This window comes from Pedobacter terrae, assembly GCF_036946585.1.
Taxonomy (GTDB): Bacteria; Bacteroidota; Bacteroidia; order Sphingobacteriales; family Sphingobacteriaceae; genus Pedobacter; species Pedobacter terrae_C.
In genome coordinates this window covers 17484-32644 of the sequence record NZ_JAQIIV010000005.1, presented here as the reverse complement: position 1 = coordinate 32644, position 15161 = coordinate 17484, and the positions used below count along the sequence as shown (strand labels likewise).

Annotated in this window: 15 protein-coding genes, 1 tRNA gene and 1 pseudogene; 8 read left to right on the top strand and 9 right to left on the bottom strand. The window is 36.6% G+C overall.

The window, feature by feature from the left end; genetic code table 11:
• Window positions 1-64: 64 nt before the first annotated feature.
• The 4 genes from rluF to PGN18_RS09185 form a co-directional block, all read right to left on the bottom strand.
• Window positions 65-1039: a 23S rRNA pseudouridine(2604) synthase RluF gene (rluF, locus tag PGN18_RS09200; protein WP_335319168.1), complete on the bottom strand. Its 975-nt coding sequence runs from the start codon at window positions 1037-1039 to the stop codon at window positions 65-67.
• Window positions 1040-1158: 119 nt separating this feature from the next.
• Window positions 1159-1719 (bottom strand): DinB family protein, encoded by a 561-nt coding sequence (locus PGN18_RS09195; RefSeq protein ID WP_335319167.1) that lies wholly within the window; start codon window positions 1717-1719, stop codon window positions 1159-1161.
• A gap of 72 nt (window positions 1720-1791) precedes the next feature.
• Window positions 1792-1995 carry a helix-turn-helix transcriptional regulator gene (locus PGN18_RS09190; RefSeq protein ID WP_335319166.1) on the bottom strand — a complete coding sequence of 68 codons (204 nt, stop codon included), beginning with the start codon at window positions 1993-1995 and terminating at the stop codon, window positions 1792-1794.
• Complete coding sequence (locus PGN18_RS09185) at window positions 1992-2384, bottom strand: helix-turn-helix transcriptional regulator (protein WP_335319165.1); 393 nt, start codon at window positions 2382-2384, stop codon at window positions 1992-1994. The genes PGN18_RS09190 and PGN18_RS09185 overlap by 4 nt, the downstream gene beginning before the upstream one ends.
• Window positions 2385-2617: 233 nt before the next feature.
• Between PGN18_RS09185 and PGN18_RS09180 the strand changes: the two genes are divergently transcribed.
• Window positions 2618-5098 (top strand): ATP-binding protein, encoded by a 2481-nt coding sequence (locus PGN18_RS09180; RefSeq protein ID WP_335319164.1) that lies wholly within the window; start codon window positions 2618-2620, stop codon window positions 5096-5098.
• Here PGN18_RS09180 and PGN18_RS09175 read toward each other — a convergent pair whose 3' ends face one another.
• From PGN18_RS09175 to PGN18_RS09160, 4 genes are all read right to left on the bottom strand, one after another.
• Window positions 5099-6430 (bottom strand): sigma-54-dependent transcriptional regulator, encoded by a 1332-nt coding sequence (locus PGN18_RS09175; protein ID WP_335319162.1) that lies wholly within the window; start codon window positions 6428-6430, stop codon window positions 5099-5101. It lies immediately after the preceding gene.
• Window positions 6431-6499: 69 nt separating this feature from the next.
• Window positions 6500-6811: a hypothetical protein gene (locus tag PGN18_RS09170; RefSeq protein ID WP_335319161.1), complete on the bottom strand. Its 312-nt coding sequence runs from the start codon at window positions 6809-6811 to the stop codon at window positions 6500-6502.
• Between the two features lie 77 nt (window positions 6812-6888).
• Entirely contained in the window at window positions 6889-7200 is a 312-nt protein-coding gene (locus PGN18_RS09165) for a hypothetical protein (protein ID WP_335319160.1), read from the bottom strand.
• Between the two features lie 77 nt (window positions 7201-7277).
• Entirely contained in the window at window positions 7278-7592 is a 315-nt protein-coding gene (locus tag PGN18_RS09160) for a hypothetical protein (RefSeq protein ID WP_335319159.1), read from the bottom strand.
• Window positions 7593-7993: 401 nt separating this feature from the next.
• Between PGN18_RS09160 and PGN18_RS09155 the strand changes: the two genes are divergently transcribed.
• The 4 genes and pseudogenes from PGN18_RS09155 (at window position 7994) to PGN18_RS09135 (ending at window position 11483) form a co-directional block, all read left to right on the top strand.
• Window positions 7994-8066, top strand: a tRNA-Thr gene (locus tag PGN18_RS09155).
• A 116-nt stretch (window positions 8067-8182) separates the two neighbouring features.
• Window positions 8183-9349, top strand: a complete 1167-nt coding sequence (locus PGN18_RS09150; RefSeq protein ID WP_335319158.1) for an amidohydrolase family protein — start codon at window positions 8183-8185, stop codon at window positions 9347-9349.
• Between the two features lie 70 nt (window positions 9350-9419).
• Window positions 9420-10393, top strand: a pseudogene (locus PGN18_RS09145) (PDDEXK nuclease domain-containing protein).
• Window positions 10394-10526: 133 nt separating this feature from the next.
• Window positions 10527-11483: an NAD(P)H-dependent flavin oxidoreductase gene (locus PGN18_RS09135; RefSeq protein ID WP_335319156.1), complete on the top strand. Its 957-nt coding sequence runs from the start codon at window positions 10527-10529 to the stop codon at window positions 11481-11483.
• Window positions 11484-12092: 609 nt separating this feature from the next.
• On the opposite strand, the gene PGN18_RS09130 is transcribed toward PGN18_RS09135, so the two are convergent.
• Window positions 12093-12458, bottom strand: a complete 366-nt coding sequence (locus tag PGN18_RS09130; RefSeq protein WP_335319155.1) for a hypothetical protein — start codon at window positions 12456-12458, stop codon at window positions 12093-12095.
• 316 nt (window positions 12459-12774) lie between these two features.
• On the opposite strand from PGN18_RS09130, the gene PGN18_RS09125 reads away from it, so the two are divergent.
• The 3 genes from PGN18_RS09125 to dut all read left to right on the top strand — a co-directional run bounded on the left by PGN18_RS09125 (window position 12775) and on the right by dut (window position 15114).
• Complete coding sequence (locus tag PGN18_RS09125) at window positions 12775-13047, top strand: acylphosphatase (RefSeq protein ID WP_335319154.1); 273 nt, start codon at window positions 12775-12777, stop codon at window positions 13045-13047.
• 75 nt (window positions 13048-13122) lie between these two features.
• Window positions 13123-14604 carry a lipopolysaccharide biosynthesis protein gene (locus PGN18_RS09120; protein ID WP_335319153.1) on the top strand — a complete coding sequence of 494 codons (1482 nt, stop codon included), beginning with the start codon at window positions 13123-13125 and terminating at the stop codon, window positions 14602-14604.
• 78 nt (window positions 14605-14682) lie between these two features.
• Window positions 14683-15114 carry a dUTP diphosphatase gene (gene dut, locus PGN18_RS09115; RefSeq protein ID WP_335319152.1) on the top strand — a complete coding sequence of 144 codons (432 nt, stop codon included), beginning with the start codon at window positions 14683-14685 and terminating at the stop codon, window positions 15112-15114.
• Window positions 15115-15161: the final 47 nt, after the last annotated feature.

The window sequence follows — 15161 nt, the reverse complement described above, 5'->3', positions numbered from 1 at the left end:
AGAAGCTAAAAAGGTGGAAGGTATAAGGTAGATCGATCAGCCTGAATTTTACAAATTTTTAGCTTTATCTTCCTCTCCCCCTTATGTTTGACTTATTTGAAGGTTTACCTTTTGCTGATTTCGAATTTCTGTTCCCGCTGTTACTTTTGCCGGTAGATTTTGCCCCTGAATGACCAGCTGCTTTTTTGCCTGTAGATTTTTGAGGACCGGGTTTCGGTTTGAACGCTTTTTTGGGCTGCTCTTCTCTAAGTTCTGGGATTTCCTCCCAGGCATTGGTTTTTTTCCTGGCAGCGCTTTTTGTTTTAGCTTTAGCTTCTGAAGACGAATTTTCGACACTTTTGGTAATCGCGCTCATCTCTTCTTCGGTGAGTTCCCTAAATTCTCCTGTAGGGATACCTTTAAGGCTGATGTTCATGATGCGTGTACGCTCAAGTTTGGTTACTTCATAACCAAAATGCTCGCACATCCGTCTAATTTGCCTATTTAAACCTTGAATTAAGATGATATTGAAAACAAAAGTGCTGATCTGGCGTACTTTACATTTGCGGGTATTTACGCCCAAAATGGGAACACCATTACTCATTTCAAAGATAAAATCTTCGGTAATTGGCTTATTAACCGTAACTAAGTATTCCTTTTCATGTTTATTCCCTGCCCTTAAAATTTTGTTAACGATATCGCCATTGTTGGTTAAGAAGATCAGACCTGAAGAATCTTTGTCCAACCGGCCAATGGGAAATATTCTTTCACTGTAATTAACATAATCAACAATATTATCGCGTACGCTGCCTTCAGTTGTGCTGGTAATCCCAACAGGCTTGTTAAAAGCCAGCAAAATAAAATTACTTTCTTCTTTTGGTTCGATATGATGGCCGTTAACCATCACCTTATCTCCTGCAAAAACCTGATCGCCTACTTTAGCTCTTTTTCCGTTGATAAAAACCGTTCCTTTTTCAATATATCGGTCTGCTTCGCGGCGTGAACATAAACCACTTTCACTAATAAATTTATTTAAACGGGTTGCAGCATGATTGTTCATACTGCAATTTTACGGAAATAAATTGTGTTATTCATTCTCCATATTGTCGATAAAAGAGTGAAAGAATAGGCCATCAAAACGTAGCTGGTTCTAATGGTCTATTCTGCAATGCTTAAAATTTAAAAGTTTGGATTATCGGCACTTGGGCCATAACTTCCTGGAATCGGAATATCCAATAATCTTAAATAAACACCTAATTGTGCCCTGTGGTGAATAATTTGACTAATGGTGTGACGGATCGTTTCATATTTAGAATAATCTGCCAAAACCCGTTTCCCCATCCTTAAAACCCAACGGCCATTTAAATCTGTTTCAGTTGCTTTTTCTAATTCACCTTTTCCCAGTACGTGATTTTTTTCCAGGATTTTAAGCAAGTCATCTGCACTTTCTGCCAATGGTTCGGTATATGGTGCTGTTTCAAAATCAAGCTCGTAAGTTGTTAAAGCTAGTGAAATCCAACTTGGTAAATCGGCGATATGGACCACAAGAGATTTCAATTTCATACTTTTTTCGTGTGGAGCCCAATCGAATTTTTCTACGGGGACAATTACCAGGAATTTTTTTGTAATGTTAATTTCAGCCTCTAATTCTTTCAATAATAAATTAATAATATCCATATTTTTCTGTCTCGTTTTTTCTGCAGTGTATAATTCCATCAGTAATAAATCAGCGATGCTCATGACTTTAATTTTTGTTTACACAAAGAAAATGCTGCCTACTGACAACCCTATGGCAGTCTGGAAAAAATGTTTTTAATAATTTAGAGGAAGCAGATGCATATAGTCACTTAGTGGCATGTGTTGTGCGTTTTTGAAAGGTACACCTAAGTTTTTAAGGCAGATAATCCTGATAAGGTTAAAATCCCGATATTCATTCCGATGGTGGCACCAGGCAATTAAATGCCAGCTAAAAGCATAAAAAATCAGGCCTATTGGTTCAACTTCCCGTTGGCTCATTTCTTCCTTATTATTTTATAGTTCAGTTCAATCAGGTGTTTTTCGGTAATGGCGTTTTGAATAATCGACAGGTATTCGAAATTAAAATTCAACCTATGCGGAATCTGTAATTTAATATGTTGATGTAAAGTTTCGAGCTTTTCCTTCTGGCCGGTTTTTAATACCGCCTTTATTTTTGTCAGCACTTTAGAATAATGCGATCGGATAAAATTATCGGCAAATCCATTGACTAAACTTTCGACTAATAACAGTGCATTAGCCTCGTCCATATTAAAGGAAACCGGGGGTAAGAAATAACCCTGTACCAGATAATAGCCTTTATGTTGCTCAAAACTCACCGGTATTCCTTGCTCACCTAATGCTTTAATATCGCGATAAACAGTACGCACGCTTATATCAAACCTTTCTGCAATTTTTCAGCAGTAATGTATTTTCTGGATTGAAGCAGGGTTAGAATTCCGAAAAGGCGGTCGATGCGGTTCATGGTTTGTTTTTTGAGGCGAATAAAATTAAAGTTTTTTAATCAATTTTTCTTGTGGTACGTTATTTGTAAAAGATAAATGCATACCAATTCTTTAGGTTAAACCGTTATGATAATGGATAACCTATACAATCTAAATCAATGGCGGCTGTTATTCAGAAGAGATTTTTCCGGGCAATCAAAAGTAAAGTGATCATCGGTTTTTTGTTCGCCTGTTTTGCGCTGCTTTTGGCATGGGGTATCAGTAAGTTTGCTTTTACTCGGATGTTGGATACCGTTGAAGAAATTTCCGCACCAAACGATCGCTTGAGGATCGTTAACGACCTCTCGCATAAGATAGCCAGGTTAGATCAATTGCAACGCGATGAGGCTTTTAACAAACAGGGTAATTATAGCTTTCTCAAAGAATCGCGGAGGTTAAGATCTAGCTTAGATACGCTGCGTAAATTATACAAAGGTGATTCTGCGCAACTGGCAAGGATAAAATCGATCAAAAGTTTACTGTCCGAACGTGATAAACAATTTGTGAACTATCTTAAAGTGAGGGAAACACTGGTGAACACCAAATCTTTCTCCGATGAGGTTCGAAAATTGAATGAGCTGGTGGCTACCCGCAGCAGGCAAGCAGATAGTGCAGTATTAACCACCGAAACGACCACATCAACGACTACGGTTGCACCTGAGGAAGAACAAAAATCGAGAGGCTTCCTGAGTAAACTTTTTGGCAAGAAAAAATCGGATGTTTATAAAATTATTAACGAAGAATTTAAAGTTAAGCGCGACACCTTAAATGCAAAGGCTGAAGATAGTATCATGAAAAGTATGACGGGTTCGTTAAAAAATATCGAATTGGAACAACGTCAGAAAAGCCAGAAATTTTTAAAGCGGGAAGCCGATTTATCGAGTGCAAGCAATGCTTTAACTGCCAAAATATTACAGATTTTAAGAGAAGTTGAAGGACAAGCTGTAGCGCAGGTAGATTTAAATGGCATTCAGGCTAAGGAAGTGGTTAATGATGGAATTACCCAGATTACAACCATTATTATCATCTTCTTTCTGTTAACCGTTATTCTGCTGTATTTGATTATGGCCGACATCACAAAAAGTAACCGATATCGAAAAGAATTGGAACTGGCTAAAGATGAGGCTGAATACCATGGTAAAGCAAAGCAGCGATTTTTATCAAATATGAGCCATGAGATCCGAACTCCCTTACAGTCTATTTTAGGTTATGCCGAGCTGATTACTCAACAGGACGTACCGAATAAAAAAGATGTGGATGCCATTTATCAATCATCCATTCATTTACTTCAGATTGTAAATGAGGTATTGGATTATAACCGGATTACTTCAGGAGAGTTTAGCTTCAACAATCAGGTATTTAATATCCAAAAAGCTTTGGATGAAGTGGTTTCGGTAATGCGGCCATTGGCAGAGCAGAAGTTAATCCAGTTGAATACAGCATTTGATCTTGCCGATCTTCAATTTGTAAAGGGCGATGCTTTTAGACTAAAGCAGATTTTATTTAACTTACTGGGTAATGCGGTAAAATTTACTTTGAAAGGGGAAATCAAACTTGCGGTATCTTACAAAAGGCAAGGAAATGATCTTCACTTTCATTTTACCGTAAAGGATACTGGAATTGGTTTTGAGGAAAAAGATATTCCTAAGATATTTAATGAATTTGAGCAGATAGAATCTCCTGAAAAGTATGTGATTAATCCGGCTGGTACCGGTTTGGGCCTGCCCATCGTTAAATCTTTGATTGAAGCACAGGGAGGAAGGATTTATGTGAAAAGTAAGCCAGGCATTGGCACTACATTTAATATTTACATCAAATATGAAAATACCAATGAGCGTGTTAACGATGCTTTAGACTTAACGCATTATGCCATAGTAAACCCCGGTACCGTATGGGTAATTGATGATGATAAGCTGATCCTGGATTTATGCGGAATGATTTTTCAAAAAAATAAAGTTCCTTACAGGAGTTTTACACAGGTGGCAGATATTCTTCATACTGAACCCGCTCCTGATTTGAAGAATGTTTTGATTGATATGCGTATGCCTGAAATGACAGGCTTTGAACTTTGTCACTTATTAAAAAAGAAGCTGCCTCAAGATGTTAAATTTTATGCCATTACTGCCCAGGTTTTGCCTGAAGAGCGCGAAATGGTTTTGAGCGAGGGCTTTGATGGATTAATTATGAAACCGTTTAGGGCGGTTGATATTCTCTCTATTTTTGATAAAACAGAAATCTTAACAAATCGTCAGCCTGAATTTGATTTTTCTTCTATCGAAAAGATGACTTTTGGCGATCAGGAGCTTTTGGAAAAAATCCTTAACCGTTTTAAACGAGATTCGATCGACGATGCGTCCGAGCTTAAAAAATACCTGGATGAAAACAATCAGGATAAAAGCAGGTTATTGGTTCATCGCCTTGCCGGGCGTGTAGCGCAGATGGGCGCTAAAACATTAGCAAATGCTTTTAGAATCCTGGAAATGGAAATAGACGAAAAAGGATTAACAGCAAATATTAAATCTGAAGTGTTATTACAGATGAAAGCATTGGATAATTTAATTGCCTTTATAGAAAAAATCGATTATGCTAACGCCGAATAATTACGCTATCCCGTAGCGTTCCATTTTAGCGTACAACGTTTTGCGATCGATATTTAAGATTTTTGCAGCTTTTGATTTGTTATATCTTACTTTGATCAGCGTTTCAGTAATCAATGCTTTTTCATTCTGTTCATTAACAGCTTTCAGATCGGATGAATTGCCTGGGGCCGATTGCTGATGGACAGAAATCATCATTTCATCAGGTAATGCATTAATCTGGGCAACTTCGCCCTGCGTCAATAAAACCATTCGTTTAATTACATTGCTGAGCTCGCGGAGGTTGCCTGGCCAGTCATAACTCAACAATAGTGCTTTCGCTTCGGTAGAAATACTTTTAACGTTACGGTCTAAATCGCGATTAGACAATTGTATAAAATGGTTGATAAACAATTCTAAGTCTCCACCTCTTTCCCGCAATGGTGGAAGCTGGATTTTAAATTCATTTAAACGATGATATAAATCTTCTCGGAATTCTCCCTGTTGCATGCTATTGGCCAGATCATCATTGGTAGCCGTGATGATCCGGACATTAACGGGGATCTGTTTGGTGCTGCCCAAAGGCTGGATCACCCTTTCCTGCAAGGCTCTGAGGAGTTTAATCTGAACTTCATAACTTAGGTTACCCACTTCATCTAAAAACAAAGTTCCTTCATTAGCTGCTTCAAATTGGCCTTTTTTATCATTTAATGCTCCTGTAAATGCGCCTTTAACATGTCCGAATAACTCGCTGGCAGCTAAATCTTTCGATAATGCACCACAATCTATAGCAACGAAAGGTTGATTGGCACGTTTGCTCTGCTGGTGGAGGGTTCTGGCAGCAAATTCTTTCCCTGTGCCGCTTTCGCCTTGTATAATTACCGACATGTCTGTAGGGGCCACCAAATTAATATGCTCATACAGTTTATCGGCAATGGCACTTTTGCCCCTTATAAAATCGCTGTCTATTTCTTTTGGTTCAACGCTCTTTAAATCCTTTTTAGTTAAAGAATTTTTGATCACCATTAATAGCTCATCTGGATTTACAGGCTTGGTAATATAATCAAATGCACCCAATTGAATAGATTTGACCGCTGTACGAACATCGTTAAAGCTGGTCATGATAATTACCGGGATAGAAAGACCCAAATCGCGAAGGTGGGTAAGCACTTCAAATCCGGTTCCATCCGGCAGGCGGTAATCGATTAAAAGTAAATCAAATGTATTGGTTTCAACTTGCTTAAATGATTGCTTTACTTGTGTTACAAGTGTAATCTCATGACCGTTTTTGGTTAAAAAACCATCAAGTATTTGAGCAAATGTAGTATCGTCTTCTAAAATCAGGATTCTCGCCATGTAACAAAAATAAGAAAAGCCAGACATAATCTGGCTTTCTTATCATAGGTAGATGTAATTATTTGGGTTTTACTGTACGGGCTTACCGTCTTTATCAATTTTAACAGAGCCAGTTTCGGCTTCTTTTTTAACATTGATTAAATAATATTCCTTTGTACCTTCTTTTACCGACCAGGCTTCAGTAGCGGTCCATCCTTTGTAGGCATCAGATTTTAATGCGGTGGTTACTGGTTCAGGTAATTCTTCCAACTTAACCGGAGTTTTTACTGCACTATCCTGAACTGCAACAATTGCAGCGTTTTTGATTGTATTTATTTCACTTGCTTGTACTGCTGTGAATCCTGCGAATGCTAAAGTAGCGGCTAAAATGATCTTTTTCATGATATGATGTTTTAAATATGTTTAGTAACCATCGTTACATTAGTACTGGTTAATTATAGAGCGCTGACTGATTTTATTTATTGAACTGGTTTACCGTCTTTATCGATTTTAACAGATCCGGTTTCTGCTTCTTTTTTCACATTGATTAAATAATACTCCTTGGTACCTTCTTTAACCGACCAGGCTTCAGTAGCGGTCCATCCTTTATAGGCATCAGATTTTAATGCGGTAGTTACCGGCTCTGGTAATTCTTCCAATTTAACCGGAGTTTTTGCTGCGCTATCCTGAACTGCAACGATTGCAGCATTTTTGATTGTATTTACTTCACTTGCTTGTACTGCTGTGAATCCTGCGAATGCTAAAGTAGCGGCTAAAATGATCTTTTTCATGATATGATGGTTTTAATATGGTTTGTAACTATCGTTACGTAAATACTTGTTAATTATAGAGCGCTAACTGATTTTATTTATTGAACTGGCTTACCGTCTTTATCGATTTTAACGGATCCGGTTTCTGCTTCTTTTTTTACGTTGATTAAATAATACTCTTTAGTACCTTCTTTAACCGACCAGGCTTCAGTAGCAGTCCAGCCTTTGTAAGCATCAGATTTTAATGCGGTAGTTACCGGCTCAGGTAATTCTTCCAATTTAACTGGAGTTTTCACTGCGCTATCTTGAACTGCGACAATTGCAGTAGTTTTAAAATCATTTACTTCACTTGCTTTTACTGTTGAGAATCCTGCTAATGCTAATACTGTAGCTGCTAAAACGAACTTTTTCATAGTATATATTTTAAAATTTAATTTGTGTAACAATACTTGCTAATGTTTCATAATGATGCCAAATGAATTATTTTAATTAAGATGTTGATTTTCAGTTATTTGTTTTTGTGCCAAAGTTTGGAGGCTGTGGAGTTTGTCTACACTCTGTGGTGAAGCACTACAAGTTTTGCAGTCATTTGTTATTTTACACCAATAGTTTAAGATGCCTTTCTGCCATGGGATGTTACCACTTTCCAGATTTTAAAATCTTTATAGTAGAATTATAACTATAGGAACTACATTCCAGAGTTTTTTTAGCTGTGAGACGGCAATATCTACAAGCACATCGATTGAGCGCGTAAAAAAATAATTTTCAATTTTTAAAAATGAAGATTTTTTTCTATCATTGCAGCCCGATTAAAGCCTCCTTAGCTCAGCTGGTAGAGCAACTGACTTGTAATCAGTAGGTCATTGGTTCGATTCCGATAGGAGGCTCTTTTTTTCTCATTCCTGCTGTTCTTCGACTGGTAATTTCAAAATTGACTTCATTATTAAAATAAAGCAGTTCAGGAAAATATTTTATTTGCCCCGATTATTCCATTAATTTGCATATGTTAAAATACTTTTCAGCTGATTGGGTATTTCCTGTATCCTCCCCTCCAATTAAAAACGGTGTGGTAGCAGTTGCCCCTAATGGCGAAATAAAAGAAGTCTTAGCTGAAGAAGATTATTTAAATCTTGATTTGGAGATCATTAAGTATCAAGGTGCAATCGTCCCAGGCTTTATTAATACCCATTGCCATTTAGAATTATCGCACATGTTGGGTCAAATTCCCGAGCAAACGGGTTTGGTAGAATTTGTACAGCATATTATTAAAAGCAGAAATGGCGATGCCAGCCTGATAGATCTGGCGATGCAAAAAGCCGATCAACAAATGATCGATAATGGCATTGTTGCTGTTGGCGATATTTCCAACCAGATTACTTCTAAAAAAGTAAAAGAAAAAAGTAAGGTTTATTATCACACCTTTATAGAAGCCTTAGGCTTTAACCCTGAACGTGCGGATACGATATTAGAACATTTGAAGGAAATCAAACAAGATTTCAAACCCCTGCCTGCAACGATAGTTCCACATGCACCATACACTGTTTCACCTCAACTCTTCGAATTAATCAGGCAAGAAGCTGAAAAAACAAATGCTTTTATCAGTGTGCACAATCAGGAAACTATTGATGAAAATGTTTTTTTTGAAAGTAAAACTGGCGGTTTTCTAAAGCTTTATGAGTTTTTGGGTATGGATATTGCTTTTTTTGATCCAACGAACAAAACATCGTTAAAAACCTGGCTGCCTTATATTAAAAAACAAAAAACCTTACTCGTACATAATACGGTTACCAATAAAGCAGATATTGAATTTGCTAAACAAAGCGACGCCAATTTATATTGGTGCCTTTGTCCGCAAGCCAACTTGTATATCGAGAATGCTTTACCTGATGTTGACCTCTTAATGGATGAAAAGGTAAACATCACCTTGGGAACAGATAGTTTGGCCAGCAATCACCAACTTAATATCTTATCAGAAATGCTTACTTTACAGAAATATAAGCAGGTTCCTTTTGAAAAACTGTTAAGCTGGGCAACCATAAACGGAGCAGCGTTTTTGGAGCTTGATCAAAAATTGGGAACGATAGAAGTTGGCAAAAGCCCTGGTTTAAACCGTATTCAGTTAGGGGAAAATTTTGAAATTGAAAGTGATCTGGTGATACGGTTGATTTAATTAATGAATAACTTGTCCTCAACATAAATAGAAGTTAGAAATCGCTATATATTATCTTTATCAAATTTAGATGTGTAATATGCTTATAAACCAATCTGTTGTAGCTAGTATAAGAGCTATTATAGATCAATCAAAAGATGATGCTATAAGGGCTGTTGATCATCAAAGAACACTAATGTATTGGCATATTGGTAAACGTATTTTTGAAGAGGAACAAGAGGGGAAAAATCGTGCAGACTATGGTACTTTCTTGATTAAATACCTTTCAGAACAGCTACAGCCTCAATTCGGAAGTGGTTTTTCCGTTAGACAAATTAATCTTTACCGTCAGTTTTATCGCACATTTGAAAATGTGCACACGCTGTATGCACAATTAAGTTGGAGTCAATACAAACTATTATTGACTATTGATAATCAAAATAAAAGAGAATTTTATATTGCTGAAACAATAAAGAATAATTGGACGGTACGCCAATTAGAAAGACAGATTTATAGTAGTTTGTACGAACGTTTATTGTTAAGTAATGATAAAGAAAGCGTGTTGGCCATTGCCAAAAATGAAAAGCAACCGTCTGATGCCAAAGAGATAATCAAAGATCCAATGGTTTTGGAATTTCTTGGATTAAAACGAGAGACATCATATTACGAGAGAGATTTAGAAAATGCAATTATAACACACTTACAGGAATTCTTGTTGGAATTGGGAAATGGTTTTTCTTTTGTTGCCAGCAAAAGCGAATACATATTGAGGGTGATGAGTTTTATGTAGATTTGGTTTTTTACAATCGTTTATTACAATCTTTCGTAATTATTGAAATAAAAACAAACAAGCTAACACATCAGGATATTGGACAGCTGCAGATGTATGTGAATTACTATGATCGGATTGAAAAACTTCCGCATGAAAATCAAACTATAGGCATTTTGCTTTGTGCCGATAAAAACGATGCAGTAGTGAAATTTACATTACCCGAAAATCAGAAACAGATTATAGCAAGCCAATACGAACTTTATTTGCCAACTGAAGAGCAATTGTTAGAATAAATAAACAGAGAGTTAGAAAGTTTTAAAGAAAAGGAATAGAATTGAAGACTTGGAATTGATTACCAATGATCATTTTATTCTACCCATTAGCTAAGCTAAAAATAGCTTTAAAATAAATTACGATAATTTCCTTATGAACCCCATCTGTAAACTTTTCAATATAAAATATCCGATTATACAAGCCGGAATGGTCTGGTGCAGTGGCTGGAAATTGGCTTCAGCGGTTTCGAATGCAGGAGGCCTGGGCATTATTGGAGCAGGTTCCATGTATCCTGAAGTTTTAAGATCACATATTCAAAAATGCAAATTAGCAACTTCCAAGCCGTTTGGTGTTAATATCCCATTGCTATATCCCAATATTCAGGAAATTATAGATGTGGTAATTGAAGAGCAGGTAAAAATTGTATTTTCTTCTGCCGGTAATCCGGCAACATGGACCAGTTTTTTAAAAGAACGGAGTATAACCGTAGTCCATGTAATTGCGAATACAAAATTTGCCATAAAAGCGCAGGAAGCTGGTGTTGATGCGATTGTTGCCGAAGGTTTTGAGGCGGGTGGACATAATGGGAGAGAAGAAACTACAACGATGTGTTTAATCCCGCTGATTAAAGAGAAGGTTAAAGTTCCGGTAATCGCAGCTGGCGGTATTGGGAGTGGAAGAGCCATGCTAGCTGCATTTGCCTTGGGTGCAGATGCGGTCCAAATCGGTTCGGCTTTCGCAGTAGCCGAAGAATCATCTGCTCACGAAGCATTCAAACATAAAATTATTGCTGCTGCTGAAGGCGATACTAAATTAGCAATGAAAAAGCTGGTTCCGGTTAGGTTATTGAAAAATGAATTTGCCGGTGCTATTGCCAATGCTGAAGCTGAAGGTGCAAGCCGTAATGAGCTGTCAGAACTTTTGGGCCATGCAAGAGCAAAATTGGGGATGTTTGAAGGTGATATAGAAAACGGTGAACTCGAAATCGGTCAGGTTTCGGCAATGTTGAAAGAAATCAAACCTGCGAGGGTTATCCTGGAAGAAATATGGCAGGAATTTAAAATCAATATGGCACAGCTTACACAGTTGCAAAACGAATGGGATAGCTAGATCAACCTGTTTTGCAATTCGAAGCTTAATCTAACTTAAGGTTTATAAGCTTTTATTGCTGGGGTATAATAATGATCAGTATTAAAAATTGTTAGCATCACAGTCATTTTCAAAAGCCTTTCCATTTTCATTATTTGGATTGAAGTAAATCAGATCGCGGATCAGGAAGCTAACGATTCCTGTTAAAATAAGTGAAATGCTTATATGCACGTATTCCGATGTCAGAGAGCAGTTTCTGTTTTCGGGATACTTTGCCCGTAAATAATTTAATGTAGTAAAGTAAAAATAGATGATTACTGCTGGTAATAAGGCATGGAGGCAACATATGTTAATATAATTAAATTTCTGTTGCGATGTGTTCACTTCAAAAGGCTTCAGGAGAATTAAAAATCCAAGGATAATGCCAAAAATAGTGGAAACGGTTTTAAGAAGATTTTTCTTGAGGAAACGATCTGGATAATCGATTTTTTTGTATAGGTGCTTTCGGTTGAAATAAATCTTCATTGACAAAGTCCGTTTTCAGACTCCTCAAATTTATAGAATTTTAGGTAATGTAGGCTTTAGGAGGTATAAAAGCTAAATTGATGGAAAGTTAAACTAACGCTCAAATTAACGGTACTGGACTTTTTCTAGCAAGGAAACGGTATGTGAAAGGTTTTGGATCATTTTATCTTTCAGTTCAATTGTTTTGTTCTTCTCACTCAGCAGGCTTTTTAGCCTTTTAATTTCTTCTGCCGATGCCTGTGTTTCCTTTTTACTAAACTCGGAAAACGCCTTACCTTTTTCGTAATAACTAAAAAAATTGTAGCCAAGTACCTCACTCACATTGGCAAGTAAAGAAACATCTAAGGTTGGGCTGTTAATGATTTCCTGTGCCTTGATTTTGCTAATGCCCATTTTTTTTGCAAATATGGAAATGGGAATCTCTTTGGTCTTCATTTCCTTCCAGATCATCAATCCTATATGTACACTCATTATCGTCTCCGTTTTAAAACTCAAATTACTTAAATGTTAATCTATTCCGGAAAAATTAGTGTTAATGATAACCAGTCTAATTATAGTATAATGATCGGTTTTTGATGTAAATTCTGAATATTAACGTTCATACAATAAGTATGACTATTGGTTTTAAATTTCATGTTACAAACCGGCAGTTTAAAAACAATAGTACGTTTCGGAATAATTCAGCCTGACGATGATCATTAATTGGTTAGGTGCACTCATTAGCATGTGCTAAAGAATTGTGATAATTCATTTACCTTTACAGCGATATTCAACTTTACAACAATAGATGAAACACCTTAATATAACAATAACTGGTAAAGTGCAGGGCGTTGGTTTTAGAGAAACCACTAAAATTATTGCCAACCAGATGATGGTAAATGGATTTGTAAGGAACGAAAAAGACGGATCGGTTTATATAGAAGCTGAAGGCGAAGAGATTTTTTTGGAAGAATTTGTGAACTGGTGCCATGAAGGGCCTGACCGCTCTCGCGTGGAAAATGTGGCGGTAAGCAATGGCGAAGTAAAAAACTATCGTAATTTTGAAATCTTTAAAAAGTAACAAGTATTTTGTATCAAGTAGCAAGATCGCTATCTGTGTATATCTTGATATCTGATACTTTTATCTCGATACTAAATGTCTGTATATAAAAAGTTTCTTGGGCAAACCATGGTTTATGGTATCAGTACCGTTTTTTCCAGGTTGTTCAATTTTATCCTTACACCCATTTACACCGGTGTTTATCAAAAAGGTGTTTATGGCATTTTCACAAATATGTATGCCAATGCCTCATTAATTAATGCGGTTTTAGCCTTTGGTATGGAAAGTACCTACTTTAGGTATTTAAATAAGTTTGAAGATAAAAAGCAGCAGGTGTATAACAATTCATTTCTATGCATTGCTTTCATTTCATCACTTTTTTTAATTACGGGATTAACTTTTTCCTCTTCAATTGCGGGTTATTTGGCAACGAAGGCATCCGATATTGCAGATTATAGACAGTACGTTAGTTTCTTTTTATGGATACTGTTTGTTGATGCTATTTGTGTAATTCCTTTTGCCAAATTGAGAGCCGATGGTCGGCCATTTAAATATAGTGTAGCTAAATTTTTAAATATCGGTTGTTTTGTTGGTTTCAACCTTATATTCATTTACTTCATTCCAGCCAATATAAAACACAATTGGATAGGTGCTGAATGGTTTGCTTCATGGTACAGGTACCAATGGATCGGTTATGTTTTTGTAGCCAACCTTATTGCCTCTGTTATTACCCTCATTTATTTGCTGCCCGAATTTATGAAATTGCAACTGCGTTTCGACAGTAAGCTTTTTAGCAATATGTTTTCTTACAGCTGGCCAATTTTAGTAGCGAACCTCTCATTTATCGTAAATGAGAATCTGGATAAAATAGTGCTTCAAAAACTATTGCCACCTGAAATAGCTGATGGAGAGGTTGGAATTTATGGTGCTGTGTGTAAAATAGCGATTTTCTTAAGTATTTTTATTACCGCTTTCAGGTTGGGTGCCGAACCATTTTTCTTCAGTCATGCAAAAGAGAAAAATGCGCGAGATACCTATGCCACAATTTTAAAATATTTTGTAATTGCCTTATCTGTTCTTTTTATTGCCATTATTGCCAATATCGAATTGCTGAAATTTTTCATCCGTAAACAAGAATATTGGGTTGGTTTACCGGCAGTTCCTTATTTGTTATTGGGTTATGTGTGCCTGGGTATTTATATGAATCTGTCTATCTGGTACCGCCTATCCGATCAAACCCGTTTTGGACTATATATTTCTGTGGCAGGGGCAGTAATTACGATCGTCCTAAATATCATTTTAATACCACGTTTTAGTTACATGGGCTCTGCATGGGTAAGTATGTTGGCTTACTTTGTAATGATGGTTTTATCTTATGTGCTCGGCCAGAAATATTATCCTATACCTTATAACCTTAAAAAGATTTTATCGTATTTAATAATTTCAACTATTATTGTATTCTCTTCATTTTTTGTATTTAATAAAAACATTTACATTGGTAATGCCATGTTAATTGCCTTTGTTATAGGCATTGCTTATTTCGAAAAGGAAGATTTAATGAAAATACTTAAAAGGTAAATGATTAAGATTGGCAATTTTTTCTGATCTCACATCCCGAATTTAAAATCTCACATCTCCAATCTCATATCTAGTAAAATGGAAATAAAAATCATCAATACATCAGAACATCCGCTACCACAATATGAAACTGCACATGCGGCAGGAATGGATTTAAGGGCAGCCATCAAAGAGGAGATTATACTTAAACCTTTACAGCGCCTATTGGTGCCTACAGGCCTTTTTATCGAGCTGCCTGTTGGCTACGAAGCACAGATCAGACCCAGAAGTGGCCTGGCTTATAAACATGGCATCAGCATTGTAAATTCACCCGGCACAATTGATGCAGATTACCGTGGAGAAATAAAAGTTTTATTGGTAAATTTATCAGATACAGACTTTAAGATTATTAATGGTGATAGAATTGCCCAAATGGTAGTGGCCAAACATGAAACAGTAAGCTGGCAGCCAGTTACAGTACTGGGCGAAACGGCGCGCGGAGAAGGCGGTTACGGACACACGGGGAAATAGTTTTCAGTTTGGAGTTGACAGTTTGCAGCAATTTTTAGATATGAGGT

What these genes read in the sequence shown, in the direction of transcription:
- rluF (WP_335319168.1), bottom strand. Translation starts at nt 1,039, where the DNA reads ATGAACAATCATGCTGCAACCCGTTTAAATAAATTTATTAGTGAAAGT.
- PGN18_RS09195 (WP_335319167.1), bottom strand. Translation starts at nt 1,719, where the DNA reads ATGAGCATCGCTGATTTATTACTGATGGAATTATACACTGCAGAAAAA.
- PGN18_RS09190 (WP_335319166.1), bottom strand. Translation starts at nt 1,995, where the DNA reads ATGAGCCAACGGGAAGTTGAACCAATAGGCCTGATTTTTTATGCTTTT.
- PGN18_RS09180 (WP_335319164.1), top strand. Translation starts at nt 2,618, where the DNA reads ATGGCGGCTGTTATTCAGAAGAGATTTTTCCGGGCAATCAAAAGTAAA.
- PGN18_RS09175 (WP_335319162.1), bottom strand. Translation starts at nt 6,430, where the DNA reads ATGGCGAGAATCCTGATTTTAGAAGACGATACTACATTTGCTCAAATA.
- PGN18_RS09170 (WP_335319161.1), bottom strand. Translation starts at nt 6,811, where the DNA reads ATGAAAAAGATCATTTTAGCCGCTACTTTAGCATTCGCAGGATTCACA.
- PGN18_RS09165 (WP_335319160.1), bottom strand. Translation starts at nt 7,200, where the DNA reads ATGAAAAAGATCATTTTAGCCGCTACTTTAGCATTCGCAGGATTCACA.
- PGN18_RS09160 (WP_335319159.1), bottom strand. Translation starts at nt 7,592, where the DNA reads ATGAAAAAGTTCGTTTTAGCAGCTACAGTATTAGCATTAGCAGGATTC.
- PGN18_RS09150 (WP_335319158.1), top strand. Translation starts at nt 8,183, where the DNA reads ATGTTAAAATACTTTTCAGCTGATTGGGTATTTCCTGTATCCTCCCCT.
- PGN18_RS09135 (WP_335319156.1), top strand. Translation starts at nt 10,527, where the DNA reads ATGAACCCCATCTGTAAACTTTTCAATATAAAATATCCGATTATACAA.
- PGN18_RS09130 (WP_335319155.1), bottom strand. Translation starts at nt 12,458, where the DNA reads ATGAGTGTACATATAGGATTGATGATCTGGAAGGAAATGAAGACCAAA.
- PGN18_RS09125 (WP_335319154.1), top strand. Translation starts at nt 12,775, where the DNA reads ATGAAACACCTTAATATAACAATAACTGGTAAAGTGCAGGGCGTTGGT.
- PGN18_RS09120 (WP_335319153.1), top strand. Translation starts at nt 13,123, where the DNA reads ATGTCTGTATATAAAAAGTTTCTTGGGCAAACCATGGTTTATGGTATC.
- dut (WP_335319152.1), top strand. Translation starts at nt 14,683, where the DNA reads ATGGAAATAAAAATCATCAATACATCAGAACATCCGCTACCACAATAT.